We start from the raw sequence: 18,539 nt of genomic DNA on the forward strand, positions 1-18,539 counted from the left end.
GCGCCCCCCCCCCGCCCGCACCCGGCTTGGTGCCCCGCCGCCAACCGGGCCCTATTTGAGCTCGCCCCCGCACCTAAATTTCGGCGGGGGGGGGGCCCACCGCCCCCCCCGCCTCGACCACTTCTGTTACGGGTTGGGGCTGCGGTAGGCGGGGGCGTTGCCTTCGATGGCGTCGCCCATGCGGTGGACTCGGAGGGCGTTGGTGGAGCCGGGGATGCTGGGTGGGGAGCCGGCGACGATGACTACCAGGTCGCCCTTGTTCAGGATGCCGAGTTCCAGGAGGCGCTGGTCTACCTGGCGGACCATTTCGTCGGTGTGGTCGACGGTGGGGACGATGTGGGTGGTGATGCCCCACACGACGCTCAGCCAGGAGCTGACCGACGGGACCGGTGTGAACGCGAGCAGCGGCACCTCGGTGCGGTAGCGCGCGAGACGCAGCGCGGTGTCACCGGACTGGGTGAACGCGATCAGGTACTTCGCGTCCAGCCGCTCCGCGACATCCGCGGCCGCGCGGGCGATCACGCCGCCCTTGGTCTTCGGCTCCCACTCGATCGCCTGGACGCGGCTGAGGCCGTGCTCCTCGGTCGACTCCACGATCCGGGCCATCGTCTTGACGGTCTCGATCGGGAACCGGCCGACGCTGGTCTCACCGGACAGCATGACCGCGTCGGCACCGTCGAGTACGGCGTTGGCGACGTCGGACGCCTCGGCCCGGGTCGGCCGCGGCGCGGAGATCATCGACTCGAGCATCTGGGTGGCGACGATGACCGGCTTCGCGTTCAGCCGGGCCTGGTCGATGATCAGCTTCTGGACCAGCGGGACCTCTTCGAGCGGGAGCTCGACGCCGAGGTCGCCGCGGGCCACCATGAACCCGTCGAACGCCTCGATGATCTCGTCCAGGTTGGCGACCGCCTGCGGCTTCTCGATCTTGGCGACGACGGGGAGCCGCAGCCCCTCCTCGTCCATGATCTTGTGCACGAGCTGGATGTCGGAGGCGTCCCGGACGAACGACAGCGCGATCATGTCGGCGGGCAGGTGCAGCGCCCAGCGCAGGTCCTCGGCGTCCTTCTCCGACATCGCCGGCACGCTGACCGCGACGCCGGGCAGGTTGATGCCCTTGTGGTTCGACACCGGGCCGCCGACGGTGACCCGGCAGATCACGTCGGTCTCGGTGACCTCCTCGGCGACGAGCGCGATCCGGCCGTCGTCGATGAGCAGTTGGTCACCCGGCTGCACGTCACCGGCCAGACCGTCGTACGTCGTTCCGCAGATGGTCTGGTCACCCGGGACCTCGCGGGTGGTGATGGTGAAGCGCTCGCCGTAGGTCAGCGTGGCCTTTCCCTCGGCGAACTCGGCCAGCCGGATCTTCGGGCCCTGCAGGTCCACCAGGATGCCGACGTTCTTGCCGGTTTCCGCGGCAGCGGTCCGAATCCGCTGGTAGATGCGCTCATGCTCGGCATGGGCGCCGTGGCTCAGGTTCAGCCTTGCGACGTCCATGCCTGCTTGGACAAGTTCCATGATGCGCTCCGGGGCGGCCGTAGCCGGGCCGAGCGTACAAACGATCTTTGCGCGACGCACGTCACAAAACCCTACTCCTGCAAACCACTGGGTCCGCTGGTCCGCCCCCGTTACTGGTCAGTTAACAGTAGAAGACGAACCGCGACATCGCCTGAATCGTCAAGAACCCAAGGGGGTGTAGGGCCCGACGGTCACGTCGCCACTCGGCTGCGCGGTGACCGCCTGCAGACCGACCGGCAGCCCTTTCTGGTACGTGATCAGCGTGACCTCGCCCGGTCTCCGCAACGTGTAGCCCAGCGCGAACGCGTACGCCGCTCCCCCGGTAGTGCTGTTCGTGTACGTCGTGACCGCGCGGTCGTCGACCACCCGGTGCTCGGGCCCAACCTGGCGGTGCAAATGACCGGACAACAGCAACGTCGCGCACCCGCGGGCGGCGGTGTCGGCGTACGACGACGGGTCGTGCACCACCATCGTCGAGATCCGCTTGTCGTCCGGCTGGTCGCAGGCGACGTCCGCGAGCCGCTGCGACTGGTGCTCGATCGTCTCGTCCCCCGGGCTGTCCGCGCTGCCCAGACCGGTGCGCGTCGGGTCGCTGTCGCCGAGGAACCGGATCCCCTCGACCTCGACCGGCTTGCTGTCGAGCACGGTGAACCCGGCCTTGCGCATGAACTCCTCGACGTGGCCGCCGGCGTCGTGGTTGCCGGCCACCGCGACCACCTTGAAGTCCTTGAAGTGCTGCCGCAGCGAGTTGATGCTGAACGCTTCCCAGCTCTGCCCGGACGAGGTGTCGTCACCGGCGTCGATGAGCAGCTTGGCGCCGCCGCGCTTGGCCACCTCGGCCGCGAAGCCGTCGATGCCGATGTTGTCGTGCCGGTCCGCGACCAGCAGCGCGACCGTCTCGTTCTCGTTCGGCTTGTGCAGTTGCGGGGCGACGTCGGCGACCCGGTCCATGAGCTTGCCGTACAGTTCGGTGGACTTGCGGTACGTCTCGACCAGCGTCCGGATGATCCCGACCCCGCCGGTGGTGGAGAACCCGGACGCGACCTCGACCGACTTCAGCCGGTCGTCGAACGACATCTCCGGCAGCAGCTTGAACAACGGCTGCCACTGCGTCGTCGGCACCTCGGCGGTCCGCATCCGTCCCGGCCCGTAGATCGACGCGATGGTGATCAGCATCGCGACCAGGACGACGATCATCCGGTGCTCGGTACGCCGTTCGTGCCGGTGCACCAGGTGCCACAGCTCACGCCGCCGCCGTACCCCGAGCGCTGTCCACAGGGTCGCGACCACCACGACCATGAGCAGGCCGGATCCGGCCCCGGCGACCGCGTTGTCGACCGCCATCTCCTCGATGACCTGCTGGATCCGCCCGATCTCACCGTCGGGCTGGGAGGCGATCAGGGTGTCGCGGGTGAGCAGGTCGGTGAGGTTGTCGGCGTCGGTCTCCTGGACGTCGACGTTGACGCCGATGCCGCCCGGTGTACTCGTCGGGATCCGCAGCCGCGGCAGGATGGCGCCGAGGTCGAGCGTCGCGTGCCCGTCGAAGGTCGGTGACACGGTCGCCGCGTGCGCGCCGATCGTGACCCGCTCGGAGTCGTTCACGAACCCGAACAGCCCGACCACGACCGAGGTCAGCACGAAGAGCAGGCTCAACCCGGCCCAGGGCGCGATCGCCCGCAGCCGCTCCCTCGTCACCAGCCGTACCGCCATACTCACCAACCTACCGAGAAGCCCCACCTTGAGCACCGACCAACCGTTTCCCGTGGCGGGTTTTGGTTGCCCGGGGCCCAAGGTGGGGCCGCCGTCAGACGGTGAGGGGGCGGGCAGTGGGCGGGATCGGGGTGGGGAGCGTCGATGATCCGGTGAGGTGGGCGTCGACGCCGCCGGCGCAGGAGCGGCCCTCGGCGATCGCCCAGACGATCAGCGACTGGCCGCGGCCGGCGTCACCGCAGGCGAAGACCCCCTCGACCGACGTCTGGTAGTGGTTGTCGCGGCGAACGTTGCCGCGCTCGTCGAGCTCGACACCGAGCTGCTCGAGGAAGCCCTCGCGCTCCGGGCCGAGGAAGCCCATCGCCAGCAGTACGAGCTGCGCCGGGATCGTCCGCTCGGAGCCCTCGACCGGGTTGAACTTCCCGTCCTTGAACTCCACCTCGACCAGGTTCAGCCCCGAGACGTTGCCGTCGGCATCGGCCTCGAAGTTCACCGTGGAGACGGCGTACACGCGGTCGCCGCCCTCCTCGTGCGCGGAGGCGACCCGGTAGATCATCGGGTACGTCGGCCACGGCTGGTTGCCCGGGCGGTCGTCGGAGGGCCGCGGCATGATCTCCAGCTGGGTGACCGACCGCGCGCCCTGGCGGTGCGCCGTACCGAGACAGTCCGCGCCGGTGTCGCCGCCGCCGATGATCACCACGTCTTTGCCGGTGGCAACGATCTGGTCCGCGACGGTCTGCCCGAGCGAGGCCCGGTTGGACTGCGGCAGGTACTCCATCGCCTGGTGGATGCCGCCGTACTCTCGGCCCGGCACCGGAAGGTCCCGCGCGGCGGTGGCGCCGGTGGCGATCACGACCGCGTCGTACCGCTGCTTGAGCTGGGTGCCCGTGACGTCCACGCCGACGTTGACGCCGGAGCGGAAGACCGTGCCCTCTTCCTTCATCTGCTGGATCCGGCGGTCGACCTGGATCTTCTCCATCTTGAACTCGGGAATGCCGTACCGCAGCAGGCCGCCCGGGGCGTCGGCGCGCTCGTAGACCGCGACCGTGTGACCCGCGCGGGTCAGCTGCTGCGCGGCGGCCAGGCCGGCCGGGCCGGAGCCGACGACCGCGATCGTCTTACCGGTCAGCCACTCCGGCGGCTGGGGCCGGACGTCGCCGGTCTCCCAGGCCTTGTCGATGATCGCGACCTCGACGTTCTTGATCGTCACCGGGTCCTGGTTGATACCGAGCACGCACGCGGTCTCGCACGGCGCCGGGCAGAGCCGGCCGGTGAACTCCGGGAAGTTGTTGGTCGCGTGCAGCCGCTCGATCGCGCTCGACCAGTCGTCGCGCCAGACCAGGTCGTTCCACTCCGGGATCAGGTTGCCGAGCGGGCAGCCGTTGTGGCAGAACGGAATGCCGCAGTCCATGCAGCGGCCGGCCTGCTTGGTGATGATCGGCAGCAGCGCCTTGCCGGGCCCGCCGGGGTAGACCTCTTTCCAGTCCTGCACCCGCTCGCCGACCGGCCGCCGGTCGGCGACCTCCCGGCCGGTGGTCAGGAATCCCTTGGGGTCAGCCATCAGATGGCCTCCATCATCGCTCGCGTGGTGGCGTCCTCGTCCAGGCCGTCGCGCTCGGCGGCCGCCTTGGCCGCCAGCACCCGGGCGTAGTCGCGGGGCATCACCGTGGTGAATCTGGCAGCCGCGGCCGGCCAGTCGGCGAGCAGCTTGGCCGCCCGTTCCGAATCGGTCTCCTCGAAGTGCCTGCGGACCAGGTCGTGCAGCAGTTCGGACTCGTCCGTGGTGACCGGGTGCAGATCCACCAGCTCCGGGTTCACCAGGGTGTGGTCCAGGTCGAGCACGTGGGCCACGCCGCCCGACATGCCCGCCGCGAAGTTCCGGCCGACGGCGCCGAGTACGACGACGCGCCCGCCGGTCATGTACTCGCAGGCGTGATCGCCGACCGACTCGACGATCGCGGTCGCGCCGGAGTTCCGGACGCAGAACCGTTGCCCGACGCCGCCGCTGATGAACAGTTCGCCGGACGTCGCGCCATACGCGATGACGTTGCCGGCGATGATCTGGTCGGCCGCGTCGAACCGCGCGCGCCGGTCCGGCCGGATGACCACGCGGCCACCGGACAGGCCCTTGCCGACGTAGTCGTTCGCGTCACCCTCGAGTCGCAGGGTGACTCCGTTCGGCACGAAGGCGGCGAACGAGTTGCCGGCCGACCCGGTGAAGGTCAGGTCGATGGTGCCGTCGGCCAGGCCGGCTGCGCGGTACCGCTTGGTGATCTCGTGGCCGAGCATCGTGCCGACGGTCCGGTTGACGTTGCGGATCGCGAGCTGCGCCCGGACCGGTTCACCGTTGTCCAGGGCCGGCCGGCAGATCCGGATCAGCTCGTTGTCGAGCGCCTTGTCCAGACCGTGGTTCTGCTCGACGGTCTGGTGCAGCGACGCGCCCTCGGGCAGCGCCGGCACGTGCAGGACCGGCGACAGGTCGAGCCCGTCGGCCTTCCAGTGGTCGACGGCGCGCTCGACGTCGAGTACTTCGGCGTGCCCGATCGCCTCGTCCAGCGTCCGGAACCCGAGCTCCGCCAGGTACTCGCGGACCTCCTCGGCGATGAACTCGAAGAAGTTCACGACGAACTCGGGCTTGCCGGAGAACCGCTCGCGCAGCACCGGGTTCTGCGTCGCGACACCCACCGGGCAGGTGTCCAGGTGGCAGACCCGCATCATGATGCAGCCCGACACGACGAGCGGCGCGGTCGCGAAACCGTATTCCTCCGCGCCGAGCAGCGCCGCGATGATCACGTCCCGCCCGGTCTTCAACTGACCGTCGGTCTGTACGACGATGCGGTCCCGCAAACCGTTGAGCAGCAGGGTTTGCTGCGTCTCGGCGAGGCCCAGCTCCCACGGACCGCCCGCGTGCTTCAGCGACGTCAGCGGCGCCGCACCGGTACCGCCGTCGTGGCCGGAGATCAGTACGACGTCCGCGTGCGCCTTCGAGACACCGGCGGCGATCGTGCCGACGCCGACCTCGGAGACCAGCTTCACGTGGATCCGCGCCTGCGGGTTCGCGTTCTTCAGGTCGTGGATCAGCTGCGCCAGGTCCTCGATCGAGTAGATGTCGTGGTGCGGCGGCGGCGAGATCAGGCCGACACCCGGTGTCGAGTGCCGGGTGTTCGCCACCCACGGGTACACCTTCGGGCCGGGCAGCTGCCCGCCCTCGCCGGGCTTCGCACCCTGCGCCATCTTGATCTGGATGTCGTCGGAGTTCGTCAGGTACTCCGCGGTGACGCCGAAGCGACCGGACGCGACCTGCTTGATCGAGCTCCGCCGGGTCGGGTCGTACAGCCGGTCGGCGTCCTCGCCGCCCTCGCCGGTGTTCGACTTGCCGCCGAGCTGGTTCATCGCGATGGCGAGCGTGGTGTGCGCCTCGGCGCTGATCGAGCCGTAGCTCATCGCACCGGTGGAGAACCGCTTGACGATCGCGCTGACCGGCTCGACCTCCTCGATCGGGATCGACGTACGGTCGCCCTTGAAGCCGAACAGGCCCCGCAACGTCATCAGCCGCTCGGACTGCTCGTCGACCTTCGACGTGTACTGCTTGAAGATGTCGTACCGCCCGGTCCGGGTGCTGTGCTGCAGCCGGAAGACCGTGTCCGGGTCGAACAGGTGCGGTTCGCCTTCACGGCGCCACTGGTACTCGCCGCCGATCTCGAGCTTGCGGTGCGCCGCCAGGATGCCGTCGGCCGGGTACGCGCGCAGGTGGCGACGCCGTACCTCCTCGGCGATCGCTTCCAGGCCGACGCCGCCGATCCGCGACGACGTACCGGTGAAGTAGATGTCGACCAGGAACGGGGACAGCCCGTTCGCCTCGAAGATCTGGGCACCCGTGTACGACGCGACGGTCGAGACACCCATCTTCGACATGACCTTGAGCACGCCCTTGCCGAGCGACTTCACCACGTTGCGGACCGCCTGCTCGGGCTCGATGCCCGGCAGGTAGGTGCCGCGCCGGCACAGGTCCTCGACGGACTCCAGCGCCAGGTACGGGTTGATCGCGGCCGCGCCGTACCCCATCAGGAGCGCGACGTGGTGGACCTCGCGGACGTCACCGGCCTCGACGACCAGACCGACCTGCGTGCGGGTCTTCTCCCGCACCAGGTGGTGATGCACCGCGGAGGTCAGCAGCAGCGACGGGATCGGCGCGCTGTCGGCGTTCGAGTGCCGGTCGGACAGCACCAGGATGCGGGCGCCGTCCTCGATCGCGGCGCTCGCCTCGGCGCAGATCTCGTCGAGCCGGGTCCGGAGCGCCTCGCCGCCGCCTTCGACGTCGTACACGCCGCGCAGCACCGTGGTGGCCAGGCCGGGCATGTCGCCGTCGAGGTTGATGTGCCGGAGCTTGGCCAGCTCGTCGTTGGTGATCACCGGGAACGGGATCACCACCTGCCGGCAGGATGCCGGGCTCGGGTTGAGCAGGTTCGACTCCGGGCCGAGGCTGGACGACAGCGAGGTCACCAGTTCCTCGCGGATCGCGTCCAGCGGCGGGTTCGTGACCTGCGCGAACAGCTGTGCGAAGTAGTCGAACAGGAGCCGCGGGCGGTCACTCAGTACGGCGATCGGCGTGTCGGTGCCCATCGAACCGATCGGCTCCGCGCCGGACTTCGCCATCGGCGTGAGGATGACGCGCAGCTCCTCCTCGGTGTACCCGAAGACCTGCTGGCGCCGGGTCACCGACGCGTGGCTGTGGACGACGTGCTCACGCTCGTGCAGGTCCTCGAACCGGATCAGGCCGGCGTGCAGCCACTCGTCGTACGGGTGCTCGGCGGCGAGCGCGTTCTTCACCTCGGCGTCGGTGATGATCCGGTGCGCGTCGACGTCGACCAGGAAGATCCGGCCCGGCTCGAGCCGGCCCTTCTCGGTCACCGTGGCCGGGTCGATGTCCAGGACGCCGGCCTCGGAGGCGAGTACGACGAGACCGTCGTCGGTGACCCAGTAGCGCGAGGGACGCAGGCCGTTGCGGTCCAGGACCGCGCCGACCTTGGTGCCGTCGGAGAAGACCACCGACGCCGGGCCGTCCCACGGCTCCATCAGCGTCGAGTGGAACTCGTAGAACGCGCGCCGCTGCGGGTCCATCGTGGCGGCGTTCTCCCACGCCTCCGGGATCATCATCAGCATCGCGTGCGGCAGCGAGCGGCCGCCGAGGTGCAGGAGCTCGAGGACCTCGTCGAAGGACGCCGAGTCCGACGCGCTCGGCGTACAGATCGGGTAGAGCTGCTCCAGGTCACCCGGGATCAGGTCGCTGGCGAGCAGCGCCTCGCGGGCGCGCATCCAGTTCCGGTTGCCCTGGACGGTGTTGATCTCACCGTTGTGCGCGATGTACCGGTACGGGTGGGCCAGCGGCCAGGACGGGAACGTGTTCGTGGAGAACCTGCTGTGCACGATGCCGATCGCCGAGGCGAGGTCCGGGTCGGTCAGCTCGGGGAAGAACTTGTCCAGCTGGTCGGTGGTCAGCATCCCCTTGTAGGTGATGGTCCGGCCGGACAGCGACGGGAAGTAGGTGTCGGTCTCCTTCTCGACCCGCTTCCGCAGCCGGAACGCCATCCGCTCCAGCGCCAGACCGAGCACGCGGCCCGTCTTCGCGGTCACGAACAGCTGCCTGAAGGTCGGCATCACCGAACGCGCGGTCGCGCCGAGCAGGCCGGGCGTGGTCGGGATGTCCCGCCAGCCGATCACCGTCAGCTGCTCCTCGTCCGCCAGCTCCTCGATCCGGTCGATCGCCTTCGCGGCGTCGTCGGCGTCGGCCGGCAGGAACGCGATACCGGTCGCATAACTGTGCGGCGCCGGCAGCTCGAACTCGCACACCTTGCGGTAGAAGGCGTCCGGTACCTGGATCAGGATGCCGGCGCCGTCGCCGGAATCGGGCTCGGCACCGGACGCGCCACGGTGCTCGAGGTTCCGCAGGGCGGTCAAGGCCTTGGCCACGATGTCGTGGCTGGGAACACCCGTCAGGGTCGCCACGAACGCGACACCACAAGCATCGTGCTCGTGGTTCCCGTCGTACAGACCCTCGCTCGGGCGGTGCCGGTTTTGGGCAGGGGGGACACCAAACATTCAGGAGCTCCCGTCGTCCTACGGTCAACACAACTGGCCGCGGGACAACACTGGCCCAAGCCGGGAGTCCCGAGACTACCTCATGACGCCCGCCAGTTGGACTTCCTGTCCACCGCGCAACGCCTTGATGACCCTCAGTAAGCAAGCGCTCACTACTAGCCTCCCATCATCCCAGCCCACCTCCCTGACAACCACCCACGCGCCCCTGAAATTCACCTGCTGAGACCGCCGGATCCTGATAGACGAGCTCTATGCCCTGGCACCCGTCCCCCGACTGGCAACCACTCACCTCCGGCACCGGCCAAGCGACAGGCGGCGTCTGGCGAACCTCAGACGACGAAGTGGTGAAGCGCCTGGTCCCCGGCGTACAAGACCCTCGGCACCACGCCTACTGGGAACGGCAGGCGCTGGTCGCCGAATCCGGTGTGGTCGCAGGTACGCCGGGACTTCGCGCACCCACCTGTTTGGGCGTCGAGCGGGACGCTGACGGCATCACGCTCCGGATGGCCTACATGCCCCCCGCTGAGCGGCCTCCCGAGGCGCTGGCCGGGGCCCTGGGGCGCTTTGCGACCTCCTCCGTGGCAGAGCCTCGCTGGGCCGCTCACGACGTACTACGTGACCGTCTGCGGACTGTAGAGCGGCGCGGCGGGTGGGCGTCGCTGAACCGGGCCGGACTCGCGTCGCCCGCGATTGACGAGCTGTGGAGGCAGCGGGACAGCGCACTAGCAGTGCTAGACGGTCTGCCTCGGGTGCCGACGCATGGTGATGCGCATCCGGTGAACCTGCTCGGCCGCGACGGCGACGACGTGGTCGCGATCGACTGGGAGCAGTTCGGCCTCGGCCCTGCCGGGTTCGACCTCGGCTACCTTCGCTCGCGGTCGACGTCCCGCTCGACGAACTGGTGGCGGCGCATGGCGGTGACGTGGCTGCTGTACGGCGTGGAGCTGTGCTGACTGCGGCGTACACCTGCGTGTCGCGTGCGGCGTGGGCGCTCGCCCAGCCGGAGCCCGGCGATCACGTACGGCGCATGCTCGACCTGTCCCCCGTTGTGGAAGAGGCCGCCGGCTATCTGTGATGCGTACCGAAGGACGGGTAGTGGTGTGCCGAGTCCAGGGGTTGCGGATGGGCGCGTGCGGGCGCGGAGCCGTCGGGCCTGACCACTACCCGTTCTTCGGTACGGAGTTGACCAATCGTTTGATAGATCTGCTCGATGGTTTGGCGACCGGGGCGTGACTGGATCCTGCTCAGCGTGGGCAACGGACGGGCGGACGGCGGCGTGTGGAGCACGCCGGAGGGCTTCGTCGCCAAGCGGCTGGTGCCCGGCGAGGGGCGGCCCAGTCACTACGCGTACTGGCGGCGCCAGGCCGACGTCGCCGCGAGTGGTCTACTCGAGGACCAGTTCGGCATCGGCCCCTTGGGCTTCGACCTCTCGTACCTGCTGCAGTTCACCGAGGTGCCGATCGCCGACCTGGTGACCGCCTACCAGACGGGCAGCGCAGCCACGTGGCCGCGCGATTTGGTACGGCGTGGCGCCGTGCTGATCGCCGCCGTCACCCTTGTCGCCCGCGCGGCGTGGGCGCTCGCTCAGCCCGATCCCGGCGTGCACCTGGAGCGGTTGGTGAGGCTGTCCGCGGTCGTCGACGAAGCCGTCAGCCACGCCTCGTGGAACGCCTGATAGCTCGAGAACCGCGCAGTCGTCGCCTCGAGGAGAACGTCTTCGAGCGCCGGCGGCGGGTCGGGCAGGAGGATCAGGCCGGCCCGCGCGAGGGCGTACGCGGTGGTTCGGGAGTCGATGGGAGCACCTAGGGCGAGCTCCTCGGGGGCCATGAAACGGGTGGAGCCGAACATGCGGCCCATGGTGTTGCGGTAGGCGCCGCGGTGGTAGGAGTCGAGGTCCATGACGGTGAGGCGATGGGCTGCGAAGTCGTAGAGCAACGACCCGTCGTAGAAGTCGCCCTGGACCCAGCCGGCTGCGTCCAGGGCGGCATGCAGGTCGTAGAGCGTGTCCAGGGCGGTGCGGATCTCCTCGGTCGGGAGGGCCTGGAAGCGCTCGCGGACGGCCGGGTCGTGGAGCAGGTCACCGTCGCGCCAGTCGTAGACCAGGAGCGGACCGGCCGGGGACTCGATCACGGCGTGCAGGGTCGGGAGCGCGGGGTGGTCGACCGAGCGGGCGAGCTCTGTCCCGTTGCGGAGGAGGGCTACGCGGTCGGCGAAGTCGAGGTACGGCTCGGCGTTGGCCGGGTCGCCTGCGGTCTTGACGAAGTACCTCGCGGTGGCGGTCTGCACGGCGTACGAGATGTTGCCGGAGTCCTGGGTGTCGAAGCGGGTGAAGATGGTGCCTAGTTGATCGAGGTACGTGGCCGGAAGGACATCGATCTCACCGGGGAACATTCCGCCGATCGTAATGGGAGGAACTGATGGGGCTCAGTGATTTTCCGAGGTATCCGTTGCTGTTCGGGCCGAGTCCGGTGCATCCGCTGGAGCGGCTCTCGGCGTACCTGGGTGGGGCGAAGGTGTGGGCGAAGCGGGAGGACTGCAACTCCGGGCTCGCGTACGGCGGGAACAAGACGCGGAAGCTGGAGTACCTGATCCCGGACGCGCTGGCGCAGGGCGCCGACACGTTGGTGTCGATCGGCGGGTACCAGTCGAACCACACCCGCCAGGTGGCCGCGGTCGCGGCGAAGGTCGGGCTGAAGGCGGTGCTCGTCCAGGAGAACTGGGTGAACTGGCCGGACGCGCTCAACGACCGGGTCGGGAACATCCTGCTCAGCCGGATCATGGGCGCCGAGGTGCGGCTCGACCCGGCCGGGTTCGGGATCGGGTTCAAGGACAGCTGGAAGCAGGCGCTCGCGGACGTCGAGGCTCGCGGCGGTACGCCGTACGCGATCCCGGCCGGCGCCTCGGACCATCGGCTCGGCGGGCTGGGGTTCGCGCACTGGGCGTACGAGGTGGAGCAGCAGGAGCGCGAGCTCGGAGTCTTCTTCGACACGATCGTGGTCTGCTCGGTGACCGGGTCGACGCACGCCGGGATGATCGCCGGGTTCGCAGGCCAGGACCGCCCGCGGCGCGTGATCGGGATCGACGCCAGCGCCAAGCTCCAGGAGACCCGCGACCAGGTCGAGCGGATCGCCCGCGGCACCGCGGAGCTGATCGGCCTCGGCCGGGAACTCCGCGCCGACGAGATCACCGTCTTCGAGGGCTGGGCCGGCGACGAGTACGGCGTACCTGTCCAGTCCACCCTCGACGCGATCCGGCTGACCGGCCAGCTCGAGGGGATGATCATCGACCCGGTCTACGAAGGAAAGTCCATGGCCGGCCTGATCGACCTCATCCGCACCGGCGACATCCCCAAGACCTCAACCGTCCTCTACGCCCACCTCGGCGGCCAACCCGCCCTGAACGCCTACAGCAGCCTCTTCACCCACACTCAGCCGATTCCGGGGCCGACCAGTGATCCGACGAAGTAGGTGAGGGCGGCGGCTGCGGCGCCGAGGAGGAGTTGGCGGAGGCCGGAGTACCACCAGGAGCGGCTGGTGACGCGGGAGACGACGGCGCCGCAGACGAAGAGGGCGGTCAGGGCGAGGATCAGGGACGGTACGACGCTGCCGGCGCCGAGCAGGTACGGCGCGAGCGGGACGAAGGCGCCGACGGCGAAGCAGATGAACGACGAGGCGGCCGCGATCACCGGGTTCGGGAGGTCGGTCGGGTCGATGCCGAGCTCCTCGCGGACGTGCTCCTCGAGGGCCTGGTCCGGGTCGGCGTGGAACTGCTTCGCGACCTTGCTGGCCAGGTCCGGGTCGAGGCCCTTCGCCCGGTAGGTCTCGGCGAGCTCGATCTCCTCGTCGATCGGGTGCTTCTTGATCTCGGCGCGCTCGACCTCGATCTCCGCGTGGGCGAGCTCGCGCTGCGACGCGACCGAGGTGTACTCCCCCGCCGCCATCGAGAACGCGCCGGCAGCGAGACCCGCGAGGCCGGCCAGCACGATGAACTTCGAGCCGGAAGTGGTGCCGCCGTCCATGCCGGCGATCAGCGCGAAGTTCGACACCAGGCCGTCCATCGCGCCGAACACCGCCGGGCGCAGCCAGCCGCCGTTCACATCACGGTGCGTATGGTCACCGTGATGCTCAGCAGAAACCTCCGGCGTCTCAGTCACGAGACCCGTCGCTGGCTTTAGCGGCGGTCGCGTCGCCGGTCGCGCTCTCCGTGTCCGCCTTTGCTTCGCTCGGCTCGGTGGCGTCCGCCTTCGCTTCGCTCGGCTTGGTGGTGGTTGTGCCGACCTGCGCGGGCACGCCGTCGGCCTCCGCGGCCGCGTCGCCCGCCTCCGGCGTCGTGCCGTCGTCCGCCGCGTCCTGCTTTGCGTCACTCTGCTTGGTGACGTCCTTCGCTGCGTCAGCCGGTTTGCCGGCGGCGGGGCCGGTGGCTATGTCTTCTTGGCCTGGGTGGCGCTTGGCGCTGATGACGAAGGCGACTACTGCGAGGACGAACAGGATGATCGCGGTCCAGACGTTCAGCCGGAGGCCGAGGACGTGGTTCACGTCGTCGATGCGCATGTTCTCGATCCACGCGCGGCCGGCGGTGTACGCCGCGACGTACAGGAAGAACGCCCGTCCGTGACCGAGCTTGAACCGGCGGTCGGCGAGCAGCACGAGGGCCACCACACCGAGGTTCCAGACCGCTTCGTAGAGGAACGTCGGGTGGAACGTGGCGAAGTCGGCGTACCCGGGCGGCCGGTGACCCGTCGCGATCTCCAGGCCCCACGGCTTGGTGGTCGGGCCGCCGAAGAGCTCCTGGTTGAAGTAGTTCCCGAACCGGCCGAAGATCTGCGCCAGCGCGATCCCCGGCGCCATCGCGTCCGCGACCGCCAGGAACGGCACCTTGGCGCGCCGGCAGGCGATCCAGGCGCCGAGCGCGCCGAAGCCGACCGCGCCCCAGACCCCGAGCCCGCCGTGCCAGATCTTCAGCGCGTCGATCGGGTGCTTGCCGGCGCCGAAGTACAGCTCGGCGTCGGTGACCACGTGGTAGATCCGCGCGCCGATCAACCCGAACGGGATCGCCCAGAACATGATGTCGGCGAGCACCGGCGCCGAGCCGCCGCGCGCCACCCAGCGCCGGCGGCCGAGCCAGTAACCGGCGAAGATGCCGGCCAGGATGCACAGTGCGTACGCGCGGATCGGCAGGGGGCCGAGGTGCCAGACACCCTGGCTCGGACTGGGGATGAACGCCGGAACCATCACGGCGGGAAGCAGACTAGACATGGCAAGTGGGAACGCTACTCGACCCACCAGACGACGGCCACCAACCCGGGGTCACGATGCGATCGCGTCGACGGCCTTTTGCAGGCCCTCGGCGGTGAGTTGGTCGGTCGCCAGTTGCTTGCCGTTGACGTAGACGGTCGGCGTACCGGTCACGCCGCGGTCGTCGGCCGCCTTGCCCACGGACTCCAGCCAGCTCGCGTACGTGTTGTCCTGCACCGCCTGCTGGAACTTCGCGTCGCCGACCCCGAGCTGCTTGCCGAGCTCGAGCAGCTGGTCGGTGGTCCAGGACTTCGAGAAGTCGCCGTACAGCTCGTCGGCGAAGCTCAGCGCCTTGCCGTTCGCGGCCGCCGCGGCGAACGCGTTCGCGAGCCGTGGTGAGGCGTCCGGGCTGACGAACTGGAGCGGCCAGTACGTGAGCGTCGCCGTACCGTCCTGGACGAGCTTGTCGACGGTAGCGCCGCTGGCTTCCTCGAACTCCGCGCAGTGCGGGCAGCGGAAGTCGAGGTACAGGTCGATGTTCACCTTCGCGTCGGACTTGCCGACCGTGACGCCCTTGCCGGACGTGCCGGGACCGGTGACGACCGCGGGCTCCGCACGGCCGTTCGAGCTCACCTCGACCTTGGAGTGGCCGCGGTAGTACTGCACGCCGACACCCGCGCCGAGGGCCAGCACCAGGACGATCACCACGATGATCCCGGGTGAGATCCGGCGCTTCTGCTGCTGCAGCAGCGGATTCACGGGGGCGTTCTTGCTCACGACGCGGTGGCTCCTTGCGGTTCGGATACAACAGCGAACTTACTGACCGGGTTCAACCACAGCCAGCCGGCCAGCACCAGCAGGCCGACGTCCCTAAGGATCTCCTGCAGGTACTTCGTTTGTCCCGGCGCGACCTGACCGCCGCCGCCGAAGCAGCCGCAGTCGATCGACAGGCCGCGGGCCCAAGCCGACGACACCGCGGCGATGAAGACGATCATGAAAACACCCGCGGCCGCCGCGGACGCGCGGACACCGAAGCCGATGATCAACAGCAACCCGATCGCGATCTCCAGGAACGGCAGCCCCCAGCCGACCGGTTCGACCAGGGCCGACGGGAGCAGCTCGTACGCGCGGACCGCCTGGGCGGCGGTCTCCGGATCGGTCACCTTGAGCGCGCCGGCGACCAGCATCACGCCGCCGAGCACCAGCCGCGCCACCAGGGAGACCCAGGGAATCCACGGCTTCACCGGTTGTCCTCCACCAGCTTCCCGAAGTCGTGCACGAGGTCGCCGATGGCGGCGTTCGACAACCAGAGCACGTTCGCCTTGTCGTTCTTCCCGAAGCCGATCACCTGCGCTCCGTGACCGACCTCGTACCCGCCGGAAGGAAGCTTCTGCATCCCTTCCACCGGTACGCCGACGGCCTTCGCGATGTCCTTGATCGAGGTGAGCGATCCGGTCAGGCCGACGAACGCCGGGTCGAACCGGTCCAGGTACTTGCGGATCACCGGCCCGGTGTCGCGCGCCGGGTCGGTGGTGACGAACAGCATCTGGATCTGGTCCTGCACCTGGTCGTCGAGCTTGGTGAGCGCCGACGCCACGTCGGCCATCACCGTCGGGCACACGTCCGGGCAGTTCGTGTACCCGAAGAACACCAGCGTGACCGGCTTCTTCGTGGACGTGACCAGGTTGAACGGGTTCCCGGCGGTGTCGGTCAAGGTGGCCGCGGGCATCGAGTACGGCCGGTCGAGAGTGGCGCCGCGCAGCCCGTTCGGGTCCTGGCTGCTGCGGATGATCGCGCCGCCGGGGTTGTTCGGCTTCTCTTCCTTGCCGCTGCAGCCCGCGAGGGCGAGCAGAGCCACCGCCGCCAACAGCAGCACGGCGTTCCTCGATCGACTCACGGCGGTTCTAACGTCCGGCGTTCGTGCGAGGTTCCCGGCGGACGCCTTCGGCCAGGTCCTCGGTGAGCGCGCGGACGCCGGCCGGGCCGCCGTCCTGGAGCGCCTTGACGAGCGCCGCGCCGACGATCGCCGCGTCCGCGAACGCCGCCACACCGGCCGCCTGGTCGCCGTTGGAGATGCCGAGGCCGACGCCGACCGGCAGACCGGTCGCCGCTTTCACGCGCGCCACCAGCGGCGCCGCGAGATCGGACGGCTTGTCCCGCGCACCGGTGACACCCATCACAGCAGTCGCGTACACGAAGCCGCGGCAGTTGGCCGTGGTCATCGCGATCCGCTCGTCGGTCGACGACGGCGAGACCAGGAACACCTTGTCGAGGTCGTGCTTGTCGGCGGCCGCGATCCACTCCGCGCCTTCGTCCGGAATCAGGTCGGGCGTGATCAGCCCCGCTCCCCCGACACCGGCGAAATCGGCCGCGAACCGGTCCACGCCGTACCGCTCGACCGGGTTCCAGTACGTCATCACGAGCACCGGTACGTCGGCGTACGCCGTGATCTTCTCGACCGTGCTCAGCACGTCCCGGGTCCGCAGCCCGCCGGCCCGTGCGATCTCGGTGGCGCGCTGGATCGTGACGCCGTCCATCACCGGGTCGGAGTACGGCAGACCGAGCTCGATCACGTCGGCGCCGCCGTCGATCATCGCCTTGACGCCGTCCACAGCACCGTCGTACGTCGGGAAGCCGGCCGGCAGGTACCCGATCAGGGCGCCGCGACCCGCGTCGTTCGCCTTCCGGATCGCGACCCCGGCGTTGCCCAGGGCAACCACGTCACTCATCAGAACCCCCCAGGCCGAACCACGTCGCGGCCGTGTCCATGTCCTTGTCGCCGCGACCGGAGAGGTTCACCAAGATGGTTGCCTCCGGCCCCAGTTCCTTAGCGATGTCGAGAGCGCCGGCGACCGCGTGCGCGGACTCGATCGCCGGGATGATGCCCTCGGTCCGGGACAGCAGCTTGAAGGCGTCCATCGCCTCGGCGTCGGTGATCGGCCGGTACGTCGCCCGCCCGGTCTCCGCCAGCCACGCGTGCTCCGGGCCGACACCCGGGTAGTCCAGTCCCGCGGAGATCGAATGCGACTCGATCGTCTGCCCGTCCTCGTCCTGCAAGAGGAACGACCGCGCACCATGCAGTACGCCGACCTGCCCGGCGGTGATCGTCGCCGCGTGCCGGCCGGTCTCGAACCCGTCGCCGCCCGGCTCGATGCCGTACAACTTCACGTCCTCGTCGGGAATGAACGCGGTAAACAGGCCGATCGCGTTCGATCCGCCGCCCACCGACGCGACCGCGGCGTCCGGCAGTTTGCCCAGCAGGGCGAGCGACTGCTCGCGCGCCTCGTCGCCGATCCCGCGCACGAAGTCGCGGACCATCGCCGGGAACGGGTGCGAACCGGCCGCCGTACCGAGGATGTAGTGCGTCTTGTCCACGCTGGCGACCCAGTCGCGCAGCGCCTCGTTGATCGCGTCCTTCAGCGTCCGGCTGCCGGTCTTCACCGAGATCACCTCGGCGCCGAGCAGCTTCATCCGGGCCACGTTCAGCGCCTGGCGCTCGGTGTCGACCTCGCCCATGTAGACCACGCACTCCAGGCCGAGGTACGCGCAGGCGGTCGCGGTCGCGACGCCGTGCTGCCCGGCGCCGGTCTCCGCGATCACCCGCGGCTTGCCCATCCGCTTGGTCAGCAGCGCCTGGCCGATCGCGTTCCGGATCTTGTGCGCGCCGGTGTGGTTCAGGTCCTCGCGCTTCAGCAGGATCCGCGCACCGGCGACGTCCGACAGCCGCGTCGCTTCGTACAGCAGGCTCGGGGCGCCGATGTAGTCGCGCAGCATCCGCTCGAACTCACCCGTGAACTCGGGGTCGGCCATGGCCTCGCGCCACGCCTGCGTGAGCTCGTCGAGCGGCGCGATCAGCGCCTCCGGCATGAACCTGCCGCCGAAACGGCCGAAGTGCCCGAACTGGTCGGGCAGCACAGTAGACATCCGACAAACCTTCCAACCCGGCACTACGGCGCGGGACAGTTACGGCCCCGCACC

General features: G+C 69.4%; 16 protein-coding genes. 4 read left to right on the forward strand and 12 right to left on the reverse strand.

The genetic code is table 11. The annotated features are described in order from the left end of the window. Positions 1 to 126: 126 nt before the first annotated feature. The 4 genes from pyk to gltB all read right to left on the reverse strand — a co-directional run bounded on the left by pyk (position 127) and on the right by gltB (position 9,327). On the reverse strand, positions 127 to 1,578 hold the full coding sequence (gene pyk / locus ACWF0M_RS22320) for a pyruvate kinase (RefSeq protein WP_452237600.1): 1,452 nt from the start codon (positions 1,576 to 1,578) through the stop codon (positions 127 to 129). A 99-nt stretch (positions 1,579 to 1,677) separates the two neighbouring features. Beyond that, entirely contained in the window at positions 1,678 to 3,228 is a 1,551-nt protein-coding gene (locus ACWF0M_RS22325) for a metallophosphoesterase family protein (protein ID WP_452237601.1), read from the reverse strand. A 94-nt stretch (positions 3,229 to 3,322) separates the two neighbouring features. Next, on the reverse strand, positions 3,323 to 4,789 hold the full coding sequence (locus ACWF0M_RS22330; protein WP_452237602.1) for a glutamate synthase subunit beta: 1,467 nt from the start codon (positions 4,787 to 4,789) through the stop codon (positions 3,323 to 3,325). After that, complete coding sequence (gene gltB, locus ACWF0M_RS22335; protein ID WP_452237603.1) at positions 4,789 to 9,327, reverse strand: glutamate synthase large subunit; 4,539 nt, start codon at positions 9,325 to 9,327, stop codon at positions 4,789 to 4,791. Before gltB ends, ACWF0M_RS22330 begins: the two co-directional genes overlap by 1 nt. Before the next feature lie 344 nt (positions 9,328 to 9,671). On the opposite strand from gltB, the gene ACWF0M_RS22340 reads away from it, so the two are divergent. The 3 genes from ACWF0M_RS22340 (at position 9,672) to ACWF0M_RS22350 (ending at position 11,002) form a co-directional block, all read left to right on the forward strand. Further along, on the forward strand, positions 9,672 to 10,280 hold the full coding sequence (locus ACWF0M_RS22340; protein ID WP_452237604.1) for a phosphotransferase family protein: 609 nt from the start codon (positions 9,672 to 9,674) through the stop codon (positions 10,278 to 10,280). Beyond that, a complete protein-coding gene (locus ACWF0M_RS22345) occupies positions 10,274 to 10,402 on the forward strand; it encodes a hypothetical protein (protein WP_452237605.1) in 129 nt (42 codons plus the stop codon). Before ACWF0M_RS22340 ends, ACWF0M_RS22345 begins: the two co-directional genes overlap by 7 nt. 135 nt (positions 10,403 to 10,537) lie before the next feature. Next, a complete protein-coding gene (locus ACWF0M_RS22350; protein WP_452237606.1) occupies positions 10,538 to 11,002 on the forward strand; it encodes a hypothetical protein in 465 nt (154 codons plus the stop codon). Here ACWF0M_RS22350 and ACWF0M_RS22355 read toward each other — a convergent pair. Beyond that, positions 10,912 to 11,718, reverse strand: a complete 807-nt coding sequence (locus ACWF0M_RS22355; RefSeq protein ID WP_452237607.1) for a hypothetical protein — start codon at positions 11,716 to 11,718, stop codon at positions 10,912 to 10,914. The two genes, ACWF0M_RS22350 and ACWF0M_RS22355, sit on opposite strands and share 91 nt — an antisense overlap. Before the next feature lie 26 nt (positions 11,719 to 11,744). On the opposite strand from ACWF0M_RS22355, the gene ACWF0M_RS22360 reads away from it, so the two are divergent. Beyond that, entirely contained in the window at positions 11,745 to 12,794 is a 1,050-nt protein-coding gene (locus tag ACWF0M_RS22360) for a 1-aminocyclopropane-1-carboxylate deaminase (protein WP_452237608.1), read from the forward strand. Here the strand turns inward: ACWF0M_RS22360 and ACWF0M_RS22365 are convergent. The 7 genes from ACWF0M_RS22365 to trpB are packed head-to-tail and all read right to left on the reverse strand — an operon-like array spanning position 12,755 to position 18,485. Next, on the reverse strand, positions 12,755 to 13,423 hold the full coding sequence (locus ACWF0M_RS22365; protein WP_452237609.1) for a VIT1/CCC1 transporter family protein: 669 nt from the start codon (positions 13,421 to 13,423) through the stop codon (positions 12,755 to 12,757). The genes ACWF0M_RS22360 and ACWF0M_RS22365 overlap by 40 nt on opposite strands. 49 nt (positions 13,424 to 13,472) lie before the next feature. Beyond that, the gene (gene lgt, locus ACWF0M_RS22370) at positions 13,473 to 14,582 is read right to left on the reverse strand and encodes a prolipoprotein diacylglyceryl transferase (protein WP_452237610.1); all 1,110 of its coding nucleotides are present in this window, start codon (positions 14,580 to 14,582) and stop codon (positions 13,473 to 13,475) included. 51 nt (positions 14,583 to 14,633) lie between these two features. Beyond that, on the reverse strand, positions 14,634 to 15,338 hold the full coding sequence (locus ACWF0M_RS22375; protein WP_452237611.1) for a DsbA family protein: 705 nt from the start codon (positions 15,336 to 15,338) through the stop codon (positions 14,634 to 14,636). Next, entirely contained in the window at positions 15,335 to 15,805 is a 471-nt protein-coding gene (locus ACWF0M_RS22380; protein ID WP_452237612.1) for a DoxX family protein, read from the reverse strand. Before ACWF0M_RS22380 ends, ACWF0M_RS22375 begins: the two co-directional genes overlap by 4 nt. After that, positions 15,802 to 16,458 carry an SCO family protein gene (locus tag ACWF0M_RS22385; RefSeq protein WP_452237613.1) on the reverse strand — a complete coding sequence of 219 codons (657 nt, stop codon included), beginning with the start codon at positions 16,456 to 16,458 and terminating at the stop codon, positions 15,802 to 15,804. Before ACWF0M_RS22385 ends, ACWF0M_RS22380 begins: the two co-directional genes overlap by 4 nt. 7 nt (positions 16,459 to 16,465) lie before the next feature. Next, a complete protein-coding gene (trpA, locus tag ACWF0M_RS22390; RefSeq protein WP_452237614.1) occupies positions 16,466 to 17,290 on the reverse strand; it encodes a tryptophan synthase subunit alpha in 825 nt (274 codons plus the stop codon). Further along, on the reverse strand, positions 17,283 to 18,485 hold the full coding sequence (gene trpB, locus ACWF0M_RS22395) for a tryptophan synthase subunit beta (RefSeq protein WP_452237615.1): 1,203 nt from the start codon (positions 18,483 to 18,485) through the stop codon (positions 17,283 to 17,285). The genes trpA and trpB overlap by 8 nt, the downstream gene beginning before the upstream one ends. Between the last annotated feature and the right edge of the window lie 54 nt (positions 18,486 to 18,539).

Source organism: Kribbella sp. NPDC055110 (genome assembly GCF_053607525.1).

Bases quoted from the DNA above. Each gene is read 5' to 3' on its own strand.
- ACWF0M_RS22325 (WP_452237601.1), bottom strand. From the start codon at position 3,228: ATGGCGGTACGGCTGGTGACGAGGGAGCGGCTGCGGGCGATCGCGCCC.
- ACWF0M_RS22330 (WP_452237602.1), bottom strand. From the start codon at position 4,789: ATGGCTGACCCCAAGGGATTCCTGACCACCGGCCGGGAGGTCGCCGAC.
- gltB (WP_452237603.1), bottom strand. From the start codon at position 9,327: ATGTTTGGTGTCCCCCCTGCCCAAAACCGGCACCGCCCGAGCGAGGGT.
- ACWF0M_RS22350 (WP_452237606.1), top strand. From the start codon at position 10,538: ATGGTTTGGCGACCGGGGCGTGACTGGATCCTGCTCAGCGTGGGCAAC.
- ACWF0M_RS22355 (WP_452237607.1), bottom strand. From the start codon at position 11,718: ATGTTCCCCGGTGAGATCGATGTCCTTCCGGCCACGTACCTCGATCAA.
- ACWF0M_RS22360 (WP_452237608.1), top strand. From the start codon at position 11,745: ATGGGGCTCAGTGATTTTCCGAGGTATCCGTTGCTGTTCGGGCCGAGT.
- lgt (WP_452237610.1), bottom strand. From the start codon at position 14,582: ATGTCTAGTCTGCTTCCCGCCGTGATGGTTCCGGCGTTCATCCCCAGT.
- trpA (WP_452237614.1), bottom strand. From the start codon at position 17,290: ATGAGTGACGTGGTTGCCCTGGGCAACGCCGGGGTCGCGATCCGGAAG.
- trpB (WP_452237615.1), bottom strand. From the start codon at position 18,485: ATGTCTACTGTGCTGCCCGACCAGTTCGGGCACTTCGGCCGTTTCGGC.